Origin of the sequence: Rhodoferax potami (genome assembly GCF_032193805.1) — a bacterium.
Taxonomy (GTDB): Bacteria; Pseudomonadota; Gammaproteobacteria; order Burkholderiales; family Burkholderiaceae_C; genus Allorhodoferax; species Allorhodoferax potami_A.
This window is the reverse complement of the sequence record NZ_JAVBIK010000003.1, coordinates 186,940-202,696: the sequence shown is the minus strand read 5'-3', so window position 1 is coordinate 202,696 and position 15,757 is coordinate 186,940. Positions and strand designations below refer to the sequence as shown.

Sequence of the window (15,757 nt, the reverse complement as noted above, 5' to 3'; positions counted from 1 at the left end):
GAGACAATGAAGGCACTGGTAGATGAGCCTGGCCTGAAACCTTGATGCAGGCTTCGTCCATGCGCCAGCTTCTACCCACGGGGCGCTTTCGTCGGGGGAACATGGCGTCCAGAACTGGCAGCACATTGATCGCCCAGCGGTGAACCGTGACGTGATCCACAAAAACACCGCGCTCCAGCAGCATGTTCCTCGATATGACTGAGGCTCAGCGGGTAAGCCGCATTCCAGCGCACACAGGTCAGCATCATCCTAAGATGGGTAGTGCAACCGTTTGAGCAACTTGCGCAGGGTGCTGCTGATCAGACCTTGGCAAATATCAAGCATGGGCAAGATAGTCGTTTGCGCTTATTGCGGCAGTGCCGCACTTTACGCGTCATGGCTGAGGCCGTTCGGCTGGCGCAACGTCTTTCACCGCCTTCAGCACGTCGATCACCAATTCAAAGAGGTGTGCGGGCACGAAGTCGTCCACATCCACCTGGGCCGTCAGCGCTCGGGCCAGCGGAATGTGCTGGATGATGGGCACGCCTTCGCGGCGGGCCTCGGCAACAATGGCCTGGGCATTCAGGCCCGCGCCCTTGGCCAGTACCTGGGGCAGTGGGGTTTCGTCCTCCACGTACAACAGCGCCACGGCCAGGTGCGTGGGGTTGGTCACCACCACCGAGGGCTTGCGTTTTCCTCCGGGGCCGTTCACGATCTCCTGGTGGAACGAGCGCCGCTCGCTCTTTATCTCGGGCGCGCCTTCGGACTCCTTGTGCTCGCGCTTGACTTCGTCCTTGGTCATCATCTGTTGGCGGGTGAACAACCTGCGCTGGATGATCATGTCGAAACCCGCGATGACGGTAAAAACAATGGCCGTTGACATCAGCAGCGACTTCATCAGCAGGCCAAAACCCGCCATCACGGGGTGAATGCCGGCACCAGCCAGCAGCATAAGCGTGCCGAGGTTGTCGTGCACCAGCTTCCATACAACCCCGGTAAGGAGCAGCACCTTGACGATGGATTTCAACCCTTCGATGGCATTGCGCGCGGAGAAAATATTCTTTACGTTGGCGATCACATCCATCTTCTGGAAGCTGAACTTCATCTTCTCCGGCGCAAAGATGGGACCCGCCGTCATGAACTCGCCAAAGATGCCGACCACGATGACCACCAGCATCCATGGCAACAACACGGCAATGAGCTGGCTGGCAGCCAGCCGCAAGAAGTCGGGAAGCACTTCGCGAAACGGGCCATTCACGTGCGCACCTGACCACTCGAGCATGAAGAGAATCGAATCGATCAGCTCTTTCGCAGAAAACAACAGGTAGCCTGCACAGGCCCAGATCATCAGGGCCTTGGCCGCATCTTTGGAATGGGCAACGTCGCCCTTCTCGCGCGCATCGGTCAGGCGCTTTTTGGTGGGCTGTTCGGTTTTTTCACTCACCGCGCCAGCCTGCCGAGATCGGGAAGAATCACCGCCATTGCGCGCGCATGGTCGCCGAGGTACCCCATGAGCGTGGCGAGGTACAGCGTCAGCACGAACAGCGCAATACAGGCTTTCACGGGCATCGCAAGAAAGAACACCGGCAACTGCGGCGCAAACATGCTGACGATGGCCAGGCCAATTTCGGCCAGCAACATGGCGATCATCGCGGGCGCAGCCAGCATCACCGACAGGCGCATCATTGCGTCGAACAGCTTCAGCCAGTGCTCCGGAAAGCCAGCGTCCAGCGTGGGCCAGGTCGCCGCCAGCGGCCACACGGTGTAGCTCGCGTAATATGTATCCAGCACCGCGTTAGCGCCGCCGTGCAACAGGAACAGCACCAGATACAGCTGCAGCAGGATAACGCCCAGGGGCGACGTCTCGTTGCCCGTGATCGCATCGGTCGAGTTGCCCACGGTGGCGCCGTATTGGTTGGAGATGATGAAGCCGATCGCCTCCGCCGCCCAGAACGGCAGTGCAATGGCCCAGCCTATGCATAAGCCGATGAAGACTTCCTTGAAAAACAGCCCGAGAAAGAGGGTGTCGGCTGAAATGTTCTGGCTGTACTGCGACATGAGCATGGGCAGCGCCGGAAAGGTGAACGCCATGGCGATTGCCACGCGCATCAGCGCTGAGCTGGCCTGTTTGGAGTAGTAGGGCAACAGGGACAGCAGCGCCACGAGGCGGGCCATGCCAAGCATCAGCCCGAGAACGGCCCCTTGTACCTCTTGCATGCCCAGCATACAGCCCTACCTTCCTATGACCGGGATAAGGTCGAACAACTGGCGCGTGTACTGCAGGAGTTCACTGCCGATCCAGTTCAGCGTGAGCGCAAGCGCCACGGCGGTGGCAATCAGCTTCACTGCATAGCCCAAGGTCTGCTCTTGGATCTGTGTCAGGGCCTGAATCACTGCCATCAGGGTGCCAACGATGGCGGCGGCGGCCACCATCGGCATCGACAACACCAGACTGAGGTAGAGCCCCTTGACGGCGAGGGCAACCAAGTCAGCAGCTTGGATCATGTGGCCTCCGCGGCTATTGCGGCGATGAAGGCGAGCCTAGGCATACGACAGCACCAGTCCATGCAGCAGACGCGTCCAGCCGTCCACCATGACAAACAGGAAGAGCTTGAGCGGCAGCGAGATTGTAGAAGGCGACACCATCATCATGCCCAGCGCCAACAGCACGTTGGAGACGATCAGGTCGATCACCACGAACGGCAGGTACAGCAGAAAGCCTATCTCGAACGCCGAAGTGAGTTCCCCCACGACGAAGGCTGGCAGCAGGATCAGGAAATCAGTATCGCGCACGCGCGCGGCCTGCCCGGGCGGCCACATCTTCTGCGTGGCCTGCAGGAAGAAGGCCCGCTGGTCGGGCTTGCTGAATTTAACCAGGAACTGACGCATCGGCTCCGAGCCGACGTCTGCCGCTCTGATCATGGCCCCGATGTTGGCCAGCGGCGCTTTCTCGCTGCGCAGCCGGTCGGCAGTGTCTTGCACGACAGGCGCCATTACGTAGAGGGTGAGAATCAGCGACAGCCCATACAGCGCCACATTGGGTGGTACCTGCTGCACGCCCAGTGCATTGCGCACCAGCAGCATGACTGTGGAGATCTTCAGGAACGCTGTGCCCACCACCATCAGCAGCGGCACAACTGACAGCATCGCCACTAGGACGACGAGCGATAGCGGATCAGAGCCGTTCATACGCGGGGCGGAACGATTCGCGTCACGGCAACCCCGATGCGTCCGTCGATCTCGACAATTTCCCCTTCGCCCACGCGCAGCCCGTTCACCCGCAAGTTCACGCTGCCCTGTGGCGAAAGCCCCAGGTCGAACACATAGCCGGCGCTGATGGTGGTGAGTTCCTGCAGCGTGAGGCTGTGCTCGCCCAGATCGAAAGTGAGGCGCACCGGCAGGTCACCAAATTCACCTACATTCCATGACCCGGCACCGGGGGCACCACCTGTCGCTGGATTGACGTCCAGATCATTTTCATCGCTGAGTCCGCCCCCACTGAATGTCTCTTCCGGTAGATTCTGTTCCATTTTTTGCAGTCCTTTCACCCTAATGTGTTGGTTCTCTTCGTCGAGTACACCTTCGTAGCCCAAGCGAGAGCCCCCATGTGACCCCACACGCACACTGACGCGGCTTTTCGCCTTCTGCGCCCACCAGCAATCAGGCAGCAAAACGTCCTCATTCCTGAGGTCCCGTAGCTCGCTGAGTGGAAGATCCACCCAACCAAGTTCAAATGCAACCGGCACTGGCAGCCCCCCCACTTCGCCAGTTGGCTCCACGTCATCTCATTGCGCGCCGGTGAAACACTCAGCGGAGAGAAGTTTCCCGGGTCGACTCCGTCGGCGTTCACCAGCCAATCGAGACAGTTCACCTCGCCACCGTCTTCGAGCGTGACGCTCAACCTCACCGCGAACAGAGGCCCAGCGAGCGCCCGAGCGTCTTGCATCGCCTGAAACCGGACAGGCCCGAGGTGTGTATTCGCAGGCGCCTTGCTCAAACGGTCTGTAGCGTCCTGCAACAAGGCCAACGCCACCGCGGGCGGCAGGGCCTCCCATAACACCACACCGTGGTGACCGCCCAGCGCGGCTTCTGCCCCCAGGTAGGTCAGACCGAGATAACCTGCCACCCCGCGCCAGTGCATGCTGGCGAGCAGGTCGTAATGGCATGACGCGGATTTGTCGACCCATTGCACCCCGGCGACGCGCACCTGTGCGGACACGCCGAACCAGTCTAGCCCCCATGGGGGTTGCCCGCCAAGCGCATTGGCCAGGGCCACCGCGCGCGCGTTCAATCGGCGCACGTTCAACCGATGCTCAACAGACGCCCTTCCGCCTCGATCCTGCGGAGCAGGCACCAGGTCGTTCGGCGCATCCAGCGTGGTCAAACCAAAGGCTCCTGAATGTCCAGCTGCACGTCACGCCCGGTGAGTCCAGATATGCGTCCAACGAGCGCCTCGTGGTTACGGCCGAACCATTCACGCTCGGAAGCGCTGTCGCTCTCGCAACGCACCTCGAGCCGATGGTTGTCGCCCGTGCGCACCCGCAAGCGCGTGCGCACAAAAAATGTGGAACCCAGCTCCACCTGGTATTCGCTGCTGCCTTGGGTCATGCTGGCCTTCAGCCCAGCATCCACTGCTGCACGGGCCAGCGTGTCCAGACGCACGCTGTCCTGCATCCGTGCCTGAACGGCGTCCGCATCCACCACGGGCTCACTGGGCAGGGTGCGGGCCAAGGCGTCCGTGGGCAAAGCATTGTCCTGACAGATCATCGGGGCGGCCGCCTGCAGCGCAGGTTCCGGCTCCCTCTGGCGCAGCAGGTCCATCAACTCGAAGGCCCCGCCGATTGCGGTCTGCGCCAGCATCTCTTCATCATGGCGGCGCTGCAGCTGCTTCTTGAAACTGCGGGCCTTGTCATCGTCGGCGACGTCGCGCTGATGCAGTTCGCGCGCTCGCTGGGTGCGGGCCTCGGTGCGTTGCGCCTCAACTTTCATGTTCTTCTCCTTGGAATGTCTTCCAGCTCAAGCTCTTCGCGGTAGAGCAACTCAACGTTTCGCTCTTCGCGCTTGAGTTGCACGATGATGTCGAACTTCTCCACCTGGGCGGCTTGCATACGCCATGCCCGCACAGCCTCTTGCGTGCGCAGGGTAGCCGCAGCCACATCGATCTCGGCAGCAACCACAGCCTCCCTGGCTGCAACCACGGCTTCCTTGGCCGCAATCAGTTGGTGCTGTGCGCGCCCAATTTCGGGGCGTTTCACCGCACTCGCGAACAACACCGCATCGACGTCGCGTTTGACCTGCAGCCCGTGCTCACGCGCTTGCACCTCCGCACGTTGTTGCTCAAGCAGCACCGTTTCGAATTGCGTCTGCGCAGCGCGCGCGTCCTTCAACGCGGCCTCCCGTGTGCTCAGCCGACGCCGATGCAGTTTGTCGATTTCAAAGAGTTTCTTCATGCTGCGGCCGCTCCCAGCTGCCTGAGCATTTCGGCGGCGCTGGTGTACTCGGAAGGACGCTGGCACAGGAACGCCCGGATGTCGGCCATGCGATCAATGGCATGGTCGGCCAGCGCGTCGGAACCCCGCTTGTACTCGCCCAGGCGTACCAGCAGTTCGACCTCGTCATGCTTGGCCATCAGTGCACGCACGGCCTCCGCCCCACGGCGGTGGTGTTCGCTGATTACCGAGTTCATCACACGGCTCACGCTGGCCAGTACATCCACCGCTGGATATTGCCCCGCAGCCGCCAGCTTGCGCGACAGCACGATGTGACCGTCCAGGATGGATCGGCTCTCATCCGCCACCGGCTCGTTCATGTCGTCGCCTTCCACTAGCACGGTATAGATGGCGGTGATAGAACCACGCTCGTTCATGCCCGCGCGCTCCAGCAGACGGGGCAACATCGCAAACACCGATGGGGGAAAGCCTCGGCGTGTGGGTGGCTCACCAGCCATCAGGCCGATCTCGCGCTGCGCCCTTGCAAGTCGTGTCAGCGAATCCATGAGCAGCAGCACGCGCATGCCTCGGTCGCGGAAGTATTCGGCGATCGCGGTGGCCACGAAACCCGCTTTCAAGCGCTCCATCGGGGCTTTTTCGGAGGTGCTGCACACCACGACCGCGCGCTTCATCCCCTCAGCCCCGAGTTCGCGCTCAACAAACTCACGCACCTCACGACCGCGCTCACCGATCAAAGCAATCACGGTGACATCCACCTCGGCATTTTTCGCCAACATGCCCATCAGCGTGCTCTTACCACAGCCCGCGGCCGCAAATATGCCAAGGCGCTGCCCCTCACCACAGGCAAGCATGCCGTCCAGCACCCGTACACCCATGTGCATCGGGCGGTCAATCATGCGCCGCTGTAAGGGGTGTGGTGCATCAGCATAGACGGGGTAGAAGGCCTCTGCTTGTGGCAGGCTTCCCCCGTCTAAAGGGCGACCGAAGCCATCGACAACCCGACCCAGCAAACCCATTCCCACGCTCACCTTGTGGGCATGACCAGCCGGTATGACAATTGTGCTGGACGACACGCCGCGCATGTCGCCCACGGGCGCCGGCAATGCGTCACCATCACTGAAACCGATGACTTCCGCTTCCAGGCGAAAGACCTCGCCAGGCGTGTGCAGCACGCACATCTCACCGATGCGGGCGCTGGAGGCCGTCGCACGAATGACTGTACCCAGCACTTCCTTTACGCGGCCGCGCACACTGACGATTGAGGCCGTCTCCAGAGCGTCATTGAGCGACGCAGCAAATGCCAGAGGCTTTCGCAAGAGCGAATTCGCATGGACCCGTTCTGCATCGGAGCCATTCAGCATGGTAATTCGACGTCATAGCGCCCCCGCAGTCGCAACCGATTCGCAGATACTCTTTCGAGTTTGTAGCCCATTTGACTCGCACCTTCGAAAAACTTGATGCCCTTTTCGGTGGTGATGCTGGACAGGTTTCCACACGCCACTTGCCGGACCACGAAGGGCAATCGGGCCAAACCTTCCGCCGATGTGGTGTTGCGGTCTGGCTGTTCCGGAACATCGGTCACATGAGCTAAGGCGTGGTGAGTGTTTCTCAAGGGAAACCCCAAAGTCGGCCGATCGGGAACGGATTCAATCGACGCTGCAGCCGCAGGCGGCAACAAAAGGAGCTCCTGTGAGGGCGGCTTCAGCAGAGGTTCCACTGCAGCAACCGGCGGCGCGAAAGACGGGCTCGCATCAGGGTTCACAGACCTCGAAGCAGGGTCGAGCTGAGGATGAAAGAAAGACTCCATAGACAGCGTTCGCATGTTAGAAAAGTATTCATGGCCAAATTTGATCCAGACCTGCGACCCCAGCCCTGCGAGAACACACAAGACGACGGACGCCCCCGTCCCGATCAGCCACAGCCTCCTTCTCGAGGGGGCGTTCATCTGCACGGAAGGGCTGGGCGCTAGCACTCTTTGCTCTTCCTCCGCACCACCGATCACAGAAACATCCGGGATCATGAAACCCTGTGGCGGGACCAACCACGAGTGATTTTCCGGCCATGCACGGTTTTGATGGTCAACGACCAACCAGATATCGCCTATATGGAATGGAACGCCCGGTGCCAGCATAAAAGGCTCGCTCAAACTGTCACCGGAGGCGATGCCACAACCCGGCTGGCCGGGCTTCAGACGCAATTGCATCCCTTCCAACACGATCTCCATGGCCTGCGGATCGATACGCGGGCCGACCAGAACGATGTCGCACGCCTCGCTGCTGCCCAGCACATGCCGCCCCTCGGTAAGGGTCAGGCGTGCACCTGCCTGCAGGCCCGCCAGCACCCGAAGCTCGATCGATCCAGTCATTTCTTCCATGGGCCGGTGTTCCTGCATTTATCCGAACTCAATGCGGGCGAGCGGTTGCACGCTAATTTCCGGTGACAACTCCTGGTACGACAGCACCGCCACTTCATACAGTTCTTCTTCGATCATCTTGCGCACATAGCGCCGGATGTCCATGCTGGTCAGGATCACGGGCTTGTGGCTGATGGCGGACAGGTCGCCCACCGTCGCTCGGATGCGGTCCACGATGTCGCTAGTCACCGCTGCGTCGAGTGCCAGGTAGCTCCCCATCGAGGTCTGGCGGATACCGTTGCGGATGACATCCTCGCCTTCCGGCGAGATCAGGTACGCGGCCAGCATCAGTTGCTTGTCGGCGAACTGGTGCGAAATTTGGCGCTTGAGCGCCGTGCGCAAGTGCTCCGTCAGCAGCACCACATCACGCTCCTTGGCGCCCCACTCCACCAAAGCTTCGGCGATGGCGCGCAGGTTGCGCACCGAAACCCCTTCGCTCACCAGCCGCTGCAGCACGTCGGCCATCCGCTGACCGGGCACCACACGGTGCAGCTCAGTGATGAGGTCGGGATAGTCCGCCTGCATCTGCGACACCAGGAAATGTACTTCTTGGATGCCAATGAACTCCCGTGCATGGCGCTGGAGCGTCAGCCGCAGGTGGTGCGCCAGTATCTGCATCGTGTCCAGTGACTGGATGCCGTATTCGCGCAGCTGGGCCGCCCCTTGCGCTGGCGTCCATAGGGTGGGAATGTTGGGCAGAAACGGTGCAGCCTCCTCAATATGAATGTCCAGGGCTTCCAGATTCTCCGGGGCCTCACGCACCAGCAGATGCCCAGGACGCAACAGCCCATGCGCAGCGGAAATCTCGTGTACAAGGATCTGGTACGCGTTGCGGGCCAGGCCCTTGTTGTAGCGAAGATGCACAGCCGGCAGTGGAACGCCAAGCTCTAAATAAGTGTCTTCGCGCACTTTCTGCAGCGCGGGGATCAGCACCTTCGCGTCAAGCGTTTGCTCGAGTTCGTGTGCCAGATCCAGCACCAATGGCATGGTGGGCGTGTAGGAAGCGGCTGACTTCTCCTCGGCATCACCCTGGTCCTTGGATGCCCCCGCACGCGCAGTGGGACCGGCGGTTCGATCAGCAGGCGTTGCCACGCCATTCAGTCCACGGCGCAACAACACAAACCCGACCCCGCCTGCGAATAGGGCCAGCACCATAAACACCGAGCCCGGCATGCCCGGGATCAGGGCAAAGCCCAGCATGATGGCGCCGGCCACCAGCAGCGCATTGGGCTGTGCCAGTATCTGCTCCGCAATGTCGCGGCCCACGTTGCTTCGCCCACTGTCCTCGCTGGTCACGCGCGTCACAATCATGCCGGCGGTGATGGAAGTCAGCAGCGCCGGAATCTGGGCGATCAGTCCTTCGCCGATGGTGAGCACAGAGTAGATCGTCATGGCCTCGCTCGCCGACAGGCCGCGCTGCATAGTGCCGATCAGCAGCCCGCCTCCCAGGTTCACGACGACGATGATGATGGAGGCAATGGCGTCTCCTTTCACGAACTTCACGGCGCCATCCATGGCCCCGTAAAGCTGGCTCTCTTTCTCCAGCCGTGTGCGGCGGCGCCTCGCTTCATTCATGTCGATAGCGCCAGCACGCATGTCCGCGTCGATGGACATCTGCTTGCCGGGCATGGCGTCTAGCGAAAACCGCGCAGCCACTTCTGCCACCCGCTCGGCGCCCTTGGTGATCACGATGAACTGCACGATGGTGAGAATAAGGAACACCACCAGTCCCACCACCAGATTCCCACCTACCACGAAATTGCCAAAGGCCTCGATGATGTGCCCCGCATCGGCCTGCAGCAGGATCAGACGCGTGGTAGCGATCGACAGCCCAAGACGGAACAGGGTGGTGATCAGCAACACCGAAGGAAACGATGTGAATGCCAGCGGGCTGGGCAGGTACATCGCCACCATCAGCAACAGCGCCGACACCGCGATGTTGATGGCCACCAGCACATCGACCAGCAAAGTGGGTAATGGCAAAACCAGCATGAACACCACGGCCATGAGGATGACCGCAAGCACCAGGTCGGCGCGACGGGCAGCAACAGCAATGAAGCGCTGAAGGGATGACAGAGCGTTTTCCATGGACAACCCAGCGTCAAGGCAGTGCCTTGCGGCACTCCCTGTATTTGTTGAACGCCAGGCGAGCGTCGTCCATATGCCCCAAGCGCGCCAAAGCCCTGCCGCGCAGAAAATGGGCGACCGGATCGTGCGATGACTCCAGCACGCTGAGTGTGGCAGCGGCATCGGCTGGCCTGCCACATCCCAGCTGGGCATTCGCTAGTGCCAGCCGCAGCTCGCTGCTCGCGGGCATCAACTTCACCAGTAACTCGAACAGAATAGAAGCCTCCTGATGGCGTCCACAAGAAAGATGGCGCCATGCCAGCACAATGACGGCCTGGGCTTGCGATAGATCAAAGGTCATCACGTCACACCCCGAGCAGTGCGTTTCGTCCCTGCAAGACCACGCGGTAACCGGTCAATGCATGGCTCAGCACGCGCACGGCATCGGCCTGCACCGGGTCAGCTTCCAGCTGTGTGATCGCGGAACGCAATCCGCTGAGGTGTTCGGCCTGAGAAGCGGGCGGTCGTGACAACAGTCTGCCCTCCAGTTCCGCTAACATCCGGTCTTCGATCCAGCCTCGCCCCAGACCAGCGTCCGCCGGGCTGCCCACGGCCGACTGGCCGGCGGGCCCCTGCGCAACGCCTGGCGACACGGTAGCACGGGAATGCGCGCTCTCGGGCAGCCCGGAGGCTCTCTCCCGGCCCCTCCGCGACCCCGCGGCCAAATATGGCAACCGGGAAACGACCCAGTTGATCGCGGGACCGATGCCGACAGGGTTCGAAACGGGGCCCGTCATGTTCAGCAACAGGCTACAGCAAACCGCAGCAGATCGGCGCGCGCGCTGTCCACAGCGCTGGCCGTGAGACAGCAACGCTCGAGGCGGATGGTCAGCAGCAGTGAATCGGCACACACGCCAACGGCCACTGCGACACGCTGGGGTCCGCGCAGGTTGGCCTTTTCAAGGGCACTGCACGCCACAGCCATAAGATTTGGGGCGTTCGATATGACGCGTGTAAGAGTCAGGTCTTCATGATCGCGCGCCTCCAGAATAGTCCACCCGGCGGCATCCTCATCCAGGCGAACACAAAGCGCACCAAGAAAAAACAGATCGGGCGGTTCAGGTGGGGGACTGCGGTGATTCATCTGCATCTCCCAGAATCATGGTGTCGAGTAGGCTGGCCAGCACCTGGTCGGCATTGAGTTTGTGATCGCCGTCAGGGAACAGGCGCTCGGGCACTTGCCGCAAGATGGCCTTGAGGCCATGCAGGAACACAAGAACGCGCTCGGGCTCGTTCAGGCTGCCAGCGGCGGACAATTCCCCTGCGGACTTTTTGGCTCCATCTGACGCATAGCCAGAGGCCAGCGCATCACCGTAGGTCGAAGCGGAATGCTCCGGCTCCAGGTTCATCCCGTACTGGTACAGGAGGGATCGAACATCGCCCAGCGTCAACCACTGCGACACCCATTCGGCGAGATCGCCCAGCAGCGAAGCGCCCTCGTCTGCATCGGCTGCGCCTGCCCCATCCAGGCTGGAACGGCTGCTCTGCGGGTGACCCCGCCTGCGCAAGCGTGCACGGCGACCCAGGTCGCGGCAGTTCTTGAGGAAAGGCAACAACGCCCCCATAAGGAAGAGTTCATGCAAGATGGCTTGCAACCGTTCGGTGGGCAGCGACGGGCGGGCCGCCCCCATGTCGGCACCCAGCGCACGGCGCAAGCGCTCAACCGCAGCCTCGATGTTGTCGCCATAGCGTTCCAGCAGCAACGACAGCGTGCGCGACACCGTGCCGCCGTCCAGCACCGCATCGTGGTAAGCCTTGCGGTCCTTCGCACCGCGATCATCGGCGTCCGCGAGTGCCGGGGCGATGTTGACATCGGCACGGATTCGAACCCCATTACGCGCCCACAACACGTCGATGCGATCGCGCAGCACCTCCAGCGCGGGATTGCTCTCGCCCTGCTCTTCGCCCTGGGCCAGTGCATGTGACAGCAACAAAAACTGTTCCGTGGAGCCATTGATGGACTTCAGCGCCAGCTGCAGGGAGCCCGGATGGCGCGCAGATTCCAGCAATTGCGCGGCAAGACGGCGCGCGTCATTCTTCTTGTGCTGTGGGTCGTGCCACAGCACCTCCAGCATCGCTTCAATCTGCTCTACGCGGCGCAGCGCGGGCGATTCGTAAGGCAGTAGCGCACGCTCTTGCAGCGAACGCTCCTGCCGGCGGGCCTCAGAAAAGAATTGCGCCATCTCCTCCGCCATATTGGTGAGAGAGTCGGCCGGCGGCGTGTTAGAACCACGAGAAAGCAGGGAAGCCTGCTGAGCCAGCTCGGCAGCACGCGTCCATGAAGTGGTTAGTGAGTGAGTGCCGAGCATACCCATGGCTCCAGACTGGTCCGGCAGATCAGACGTTTTGCGCGGTGTTCATGTTGACTTGGTGTTCGCTGTCTATTTTCGACTTCAACTGATCCAGCAATTGCCTTACCATTTCGGCCAGACCGCGCTCGAACTCTTGGTTGTTTTGTTGAGCGCCTTGCAGATACTTCTCCATGGCCTCTATCAGCATCTTGTCTTTCTCTACCCCTGAAGAGTAGTACTTGCAAATACTCTCCAAGAGCTCGCCGAGATTCTTGGTAAATGCGGCCCACCCCGTCCACTTGTCAGCGTTAGCTTGACTTTCCCTGAAGTTAACGCTTTTTGTTATGTCCGATTTCTCCATGACACGCTGATTTGCCAAATCGAATTCTTGCTGGGCCTCTTTGACTTTGGCGTTGGCGTCGGCTTTTCCAGCCTCATCAGCAGCATTAGCAGCAGCACTTCTCGCATCCGTGAGCTTATTTTCGGCTGTTTTTGCATTTTCCAAGGCGGCTTTCATCCCCTGCGCTTCGGATTTCAGCGCCTGCAGGGACTTGCAAGCGCTGTACACCTGCATGCCACCCGACACAATACCCGCCCCTCCTTTTACCAGGCCGCCAATGAACTCTGCCAATGCCGAACTCAACATTTTGACTGCGGCGAGTTCCACCATGCGCATCATGCTCATCACGGTAAACGTATTGTGTTCGCGGGCGGCCAATCTGGACATGGTGAAAATTTCTAGATACTCACCCATCAAGACTTCTAGGTCCGCCATCAACTGCTGTTTGGGACTCAACCGGATGCCGGTCGCAGCACTTACGGAGGAGGCTGTTGGCTTGTCCACATAGGTCGGCGTACTTGCCGTAGCAGAACCGTTGAGACTTCCAGGCGACACACTAGGCGACACACTGGCGAGAGGTTCATTGTCACGTACCTGCGCAGTCAATGGAGGTACGAGCGTCCCGGTGATGGTGTTCATGTGGTTCCCCTAAGTCAAGGAATAAGAAATCGTGAAATCTTGGGTGATCATGGTGGGTTCACGCGGAAATGCTCTTGTTCAGCGCATCCTCGCTGCTCAGCAGCTTCTGGCGTTGCTGCAAGAAGGTGTCCAGTTCATCCCGAAAGCCCTGAAGGTCGTCAGCGTATTGCTTGGCCTTTTCTGCAAGGAAATCCAGGAAGGATTGGCTTTGCATTTCCAGGGTCTGGACCTCGGCGAGCTCCATGTTCTCTTTTGCAGAAACGATGTTTGCGCTGCCCGATGCGATGGCTGTCAGACCCGACAAGAGGGTCACGAGCGCCTGCAGAGACTTGACCACGGCGTCTGTGGAAGCCTTGAGTGCGGAGGCGGCGAAACCTCCACCAACCGCGCCCATGACCGCGGTGACGATCTGAATCGCGAGGCCCAGCCATTTTCGAACGTCTTCCACCACCTGGGCACCATGCCCAGCCTTCTTCATCATGGCCGCAACAAAGCCAGCCAAGCTGATGTCAGGCCCGCCACAATGCTGGGAAATGGAACTGGCAATTTCCATGACCGTCAGCACAAGGGCCACGATGGTCAGGACCGCCAGGCCGACCTGCCCCGTAGCCAGCAGGGCAACCGTTGACAGCACAAGGGCAACCGCAGCGAAAATCTGCGCGATCCAGCCAAAGATCTTCGAAAGGATGCCAGCGGAGGCGGCTTCGGACGCTTCCTGGATGGCCTCCTTGCGGACCTTCTGAATGCTCTCCGCCTGCATCTTCTGCTTGTCGCGGGCGTAAACCAGCCCATCCCGCACGGTTTCGATGACATCATCCTTCGTCATGGAGCCGTTGCGGAAGGCGGTAGACATCTTGAACTCCAGGGATTTCGTCAACCCCAGCAAGAAATCATTCAACGCTGAGCCCTGCGAAAGGAGTGAGGTCGAAGTACTAGCTGGCACAGGCTCGCTGGAGTTAAAGTTCTTCGCTACCGGCGCACTGAGTGCCGGCTTCGATTCGGGACTAGGGGCGAGTTTGGGCGAGGCCGGCGCATCAATGACGGTGTCGTTGGGAAGGGGGGCGGGCGTGATGCCTGCATTCACGGAGTGTTGTCCGACATCTGGGTTGTTGTTTGGCAACCGTGATGGGTTCAGGCTATTGTTGGCGTAGTTGACAGTGTTCATGGCATGGATTCCTTTGAGTGCATCTTCTTTGCTGCGGACTTGACAATACCCAGCGCTTGGCTGCGCATGTCGGCATGGGCCTCGGAACCGGCGGTTTCGTCCAGAAAGGTTTGCGCCGCCTCACTGGCCTGCATCCACCCGCCCACACCCATGAAACATTGGGCGAGGTAAAACAGAATCGTGGCGTCTTCCGGCTGAAGGCTGTAAGCGGTGGCATAGCCCATGGCAGCTTGCTGGTACTTGCCACTGAGTTGCATGCACGCTGCCACACCTTTGAAGAACCGGGCCTGTGAAGGATCGATAAATATCAACCCTAGCAAGGTCATTGCAGCCGGCATGTAACGCCCTTGCGCGTAGTCGCCCATGGCGGCGGCGTAAAGGCGTTCCACCTCCCCGACCGTTCTGGGCCGGGAAGCCAGGGTTTCTGCAGGAGTGGGAGCGAGCGGCATAGCCATTCCAGCCATTCATTCAGCCAGGGAAGTTTCTCAACACGCTGGCCCCGACGTCGTAACTGTTCTTCAGGAGCGTGGACAGGAACTGCGTCGTGCTTTCAATCTTTGAACGCAGCGACTGCAGCGTCAGGTTGTCTTGGGAAGTGATTGAATTCAGCGCTGTAATGGCCGACTTGATGGACTCCGCCTGCTGATCAAGGTAGGTAAACACCTGCTTGCCCGTCAGATTGTTGCTGCCTGCTTTAACCCGCCAGACCGTTCCTCCCGCTTTTTTCAGATCAAAGTAGGACGGTCCACCCAATTTAGGATCAGCATCAATTGAATACTCGCTTTCAGCTATTTTTTCCATATCAGGGAAAGGCGGAACAATCGAATCATCAAAGGTTATGATGGTTTTGTATTCAGCACTGTCAGAATTCGGATCTTTAATTGATCTTGCTGCGTTCTGCATCACTTTGAGTCGCTCCTTCAACACGTCGGTTTGCTTGCGATCTTTATCCATCTTGCCGAGCAGTTCGGCTTGCAAGAACTCCAGATCTTCAATGAAGGATTTTGCTAATTCGATGACAAGCAATTCATTTTTCAGCCCGATATTTCGAACTGTGCCAATGGAATTAAGAGCCGCAGCGACAGACATATAAATCTCCTTTGTATTGGTGTAAAAAAAGAACTGACTGACAGTACCACTTGGGGTTTAGACAAATCTGCGCGGGTGTCTTCGTGCTCTGATTGGCCGAGGCTTGTTGTCCGTGTCAGCTTCTTGAACGGACTGAGACCGCGCCGCACGCATGCCTTGCAACACATCCAGCTTGGCTTGCGCGTGGGCACCAGATGACACTTCGCTCATCAGTGCAAACAATTTTTCTGCATTGCGGTGCAACTCTGTTGAGCGCTTCGCGGA

General features: G+C 59.9%; 18 protein-coding genes and 1 pseudogene. All 19 read right to left on the bottom strand.

Features of this window, described 5'->3' with window-relative positions:
• Positions 1 to 28: 28 nt before the first annotated feature.
• Positions 29 to 324, bottom strand: a pseudogene (locus RAE19_RS19070) (IS6 family transposase); the annotation flags it as partial.
• 49 nt (positions 325 to 373) lie between these two features.
• A complete protein-coding gene (sctU, locus tag RAE19_RS19065) occupies positions 374 to 1,423 on the bottom strand; it encodes a type III secretion system export apparatus subunit SctU (protein ID WP_313876408.1) in 1,050 nt (349 codons plus the stop codon).
• Positions 1,420 to 2,205, bottom strand: a complete 786-nt coding sequence (gene sctT, locus RAE19_RS19060) for a type III secretion system export apparatus subunit SctT (protein WP_313876407.1) — start codon at positions 2,203 to 2,205, stop codon at positions 1,420 to 1,422. Before sctT ends, sctU begins: the two co-directional genes overlap by 4 nt.
• 6 nt (positions 2,206 to 2,211) lie before the next feature.
• Positions 2,212 to 2,484, bottom strand: a complete 273-nt coding sequence (sctS, locus tag RAE19_RS19055; protein ID WP_313876406.1) for a type III secretion system export apparatus subunit SctS — start codon at positions 2,482 to 2,484, stop codon at positions 2,212 to 2,214.
• 36 nt (positions 2,485 to 2,520) lie between these two features.
• Complete coding sequence (gene sctR / locus RAE19_RS19050; protein ID WP_313876405.1) at positions 2,521 to 3,168, bottom strand: type III secretion system export apparatus subunit SctR; 648 nt, start codon at positions 3,166 to 3,168, stop codon at positions 2,521 to 2,523.
• Positions 3,165 to 3,698 (bottom strand): type III secretion system cytoplasmic ring protein SctQ, encoded by a 534-nt coding sequence (gene sctQ / locus RAE19_RS19045; protein WP_313876456.1) that lies wholly within the window; start codon positions 3,696 to 3,698, stop codon positions 3,165 to 3,167. Before sctQ ends, sctR begins: the two co-directional genes overlap by 4 nt.
• Before the next feature lie 661 nt (positions 3,699 to 4,359).
• The gene (locus RAE19_RS19040) at positions 4,360 to 4,968 is read right to left on the bottom strand and encodes a hypothetical protein (RefSeq protein ID WP_313876404.1); all 609 of its coding nucleotides are present in this window, start codon (positions 4,966 to 4,968) and stop codon (positions 4,360 to 4,362) included.
• On the bottom strand, positions 4,965 to 5,429 hold the full coding sequence (locus tag RAE19_RS19035; RefSeq protein WP_313876403.1) for a hypothetical protein: 465 nt from the start codon (positions 5,427 to 5,429) through the stop codon (positions 4,965 to 4,967). Before RAE19_RS19035 ends, RAE19_RS19040 begins: the two co-directional genes overlap by 4 nt.
• Positions 5,426 to 6,790: a type III secretion system ATPase SctN gene (sctN, locus tag RAE19_RS19030; protein ID WP_313876402.1), complete on the bottom strand. Its 1,365-nt coding sequence runs from the start codon at positions 6,788 to 6,790 to the stop codon at positions 5,426 to 5,428. The genes RAE19_RS19035 and sctN overlap by 4 nt, the downstream gene beginning before the upstream one ends.
• Positions 6,784 to 7,803 (bottom strand): FHA domain-containing protein, encoded by a 1,020-nt coding sequence (locus RAE19_RS19025; RefSeq protein WP_313876401.1) that lies wholly within the window; start codon positions 7,801 to 7,803, stop codon positions 6,784 to 6,786. The genes sctN and RAE19_RS19025 overlap by 7 nt, the downstream gene beginning before the upstream one ends.
• A gap of 18 nt (positions 7,804 to 7,821) precedes the next feature.
• Entirely contained in the window at positions 7,822 to 9,930 is a 2,109-nt protein-coding gene (gene sctV / locus RAE19_RS19020) for a type III secretion system export apparatus subunit SctV (RefSeq protein WP_313876400.1), read from the bottom strand.
• A 13-nt stretch (positions 9,931 to 9,943) separates the two neighbouring features.
• Entirely contained in the window at positions 9,944 to 10,270 is a 327-nt protein-coding gene (locus tag RAE19_RS19015; RefSeq protein ID WP_313876399.1) for a tetratricopeptide repeat protein, read from the bottom strand.
• Positions 10,271 to 10,274: 4 nt separating this feature from the next.
• A complete protein-coding gene (locus tag RAE19_RS19010) occupies positions 10,275 to 10,442 on the bottom strand; it encodes a hypothetical protein (protein WP_313876398.1) in 168 nt (55 codons plus the stop codon).
• 266 nt (positions 10,443 to 10,708) lie between these two features.
• Positions 10,709 to 11,059 carry a hypothetical protein gene (locus RAE19_RS19005; RefSeq protein ID WP_313876397.1) on the bottom strand — a complete coding sequence of 117 codons (351 nt, stop codon included), beginning with the start codon at positions 11,057 to 11,059 and terminating at the stop codon, positions 10,709 to 10,711.
• Positions 11,028 to 12,152, bottom strand: a complete 1,125-nt coding sequence (locus tag RAE19_RS19000) for an HrpJ domain-containing protein (RefSeq protein ID WP_313876396.1) — start codon at positions 12,150 to 12,152, stop codon at positions 11,028 to 11,030. The genes RAE19_RS19005 and RAE19_RS19000 overlap by 32 nt, the downstream gene beginning before the upstream one ends.
• 154 nt (positions 12,153 to 12,306) lie before the next feature.
• The gene (locus tag RAE19_RS18995) at positions 12,307 to 13,239 is read right to left on the bottom strand and encodes a hypothetical protein (RefSeq protein ID WP_313876395.1); all 933 of its coding nucleotides are present in this window, start codon (positions 13,237 to 13,239) and stop codon (positions 12,307 to 12,309) included.
• A gap of 58 nt (positions 13,240 to 13,297) precedes the next feature.
• Positions 13,298 to 14,404, bottom strand: a complete 1,107-nt coding sequence (sctE, locus tag RAE19_RS18990) for a type III secretion system translocon subunit SctE (protein WP_313876394.1) — start codon at positions 14,402 to 14,404, stop codon at positions 13,298 to 13,300.
• Positions 14,401 to 14,859, bottom strand: a complete 459-nt coding sequence (locus RAE19_RS18985) for a hypothetical protein (protein WP_313876393.1) — start codon at positions 14,857 to 14,859, stop codon at positions 14,401 to 14,403. The genes sctE and RAE19_RS18985 overlap by 4 nt, the downstream gene beginning before the upstream one ends.
• A gap of 13 nt (positions 14,860 to 14,872) precedes the next feature.
• Complete coding sequence (locus RAE19_RS18980; protein WP_313876392.1) at positions 14,873 to 15,493, bottom strand: hypothetical protein; 621 nt, start codon at positions 15,491 to 15,493, stop codon at positions 14,873 to 14,875.
• Positions 15,494 to 15,757 lie beyond the last annotated feature (264 nt).

Coding starts and splice junctions, on each gene's coding strand:
- sctT (WP_313876407.1), bottom strand. CDS start 2,205: ATGCTGGGCATGCAAGAGGTACAAGGGGCCGTTCTCGGGCTGATGCTT.
- RAE19_RS18980 (WP_313876392.1), bottom strand. CDS start 15,493: ATGTCTGTCGCTGCGGCTCTTAATTCCATTGGCACAGTTCGAAATATC.
- RAE19_RS19015 (WP_313876399.1), bottom strand. CDS start 10,270: ATGACCTTTGATCTATCGCAAGCCCAGGCCGTCATTGTGCTGGCATGG.
- RAE19_RS18995 (WP_313876395.1), bottom strand. CDS start 13,239: ATGAACACCATCACCGGGACGCTCGTACCTCCATTGACTGCGCAGGTA.
- RAE19_RS19025 (WP_313876401.1), bottom strand. CDS start 7,803: ATGGAAGAAATGACTGGATCGATCGAGCTTCGGGTGCTGGCGGGCCTG.
- sctE (WP_313876394.1), bottom strand. CDS start 14,404: ATGAACACTGTCAACTACGCCAACAATAGCCTGAACCCATCACGGTTG.
- sctN (WP_313876402.1), bottom strand. CDS start 6,790: ATGCTGAATGGCTCCGATGCAGAACGGGTCCATGCGAATTCGCTCTTG.
- sctR (WP_313876405.1), bottom strand. CDS start 3,168: ATGAACGGCTCTGATCCGCTATCGCTCGTCGTCCTAGTGGCGATGCTG.
- sctV (WP_313876400.1), bottom strand. CDS start 9,930: ATGGAAAACGCTCTGTCATCCCTTCAGCGCTTCATTGCTGTTGCTGCC.
- RAE19_RS19000 (WP_313876396.1), bottom strand. CDS start 12,152: ATGGCGCAATTCTTTTCTGAGGCCCGCCGGCAGGAGCGTTCGCTGCAA.
- sctS (WP_313876406.1), bottom strand. CDS start 2,484: ATGATCCAAGCTGCTGACTTGGTTGCCCTCGCCGTCAAGGGGCTCTAC.
- RAE19_RS19040 (WP_313876404.1), bottom strand. CDS start 4,968: ATGAAAGTTGAGGCGCAACGCACCGAGGCCCGCACCCAGCGAGCGCGC.
- RAE19_RS19035 (WP_313876403.1), bottom strand. CDS start 5,429: ATGAAGAAACTCTTTGAAATCGACAAACTGCATCGGCGTCGGCTGAGC.
- RAE19_RS18985 (WP_313876393.1), bottom strand. CDS start 14,859: ATGGCTATGCCGCTCGCTCCCACTCCTGCAGAAACCCTGGCTTCCCGG.
- RAE19_RS19005 (WP_313876397.1), bottom strand. CDS start 11,059: ATGCAGATGAATCACCGCAGTCCCCCACCTGAACCGCCCGATCTGTTT.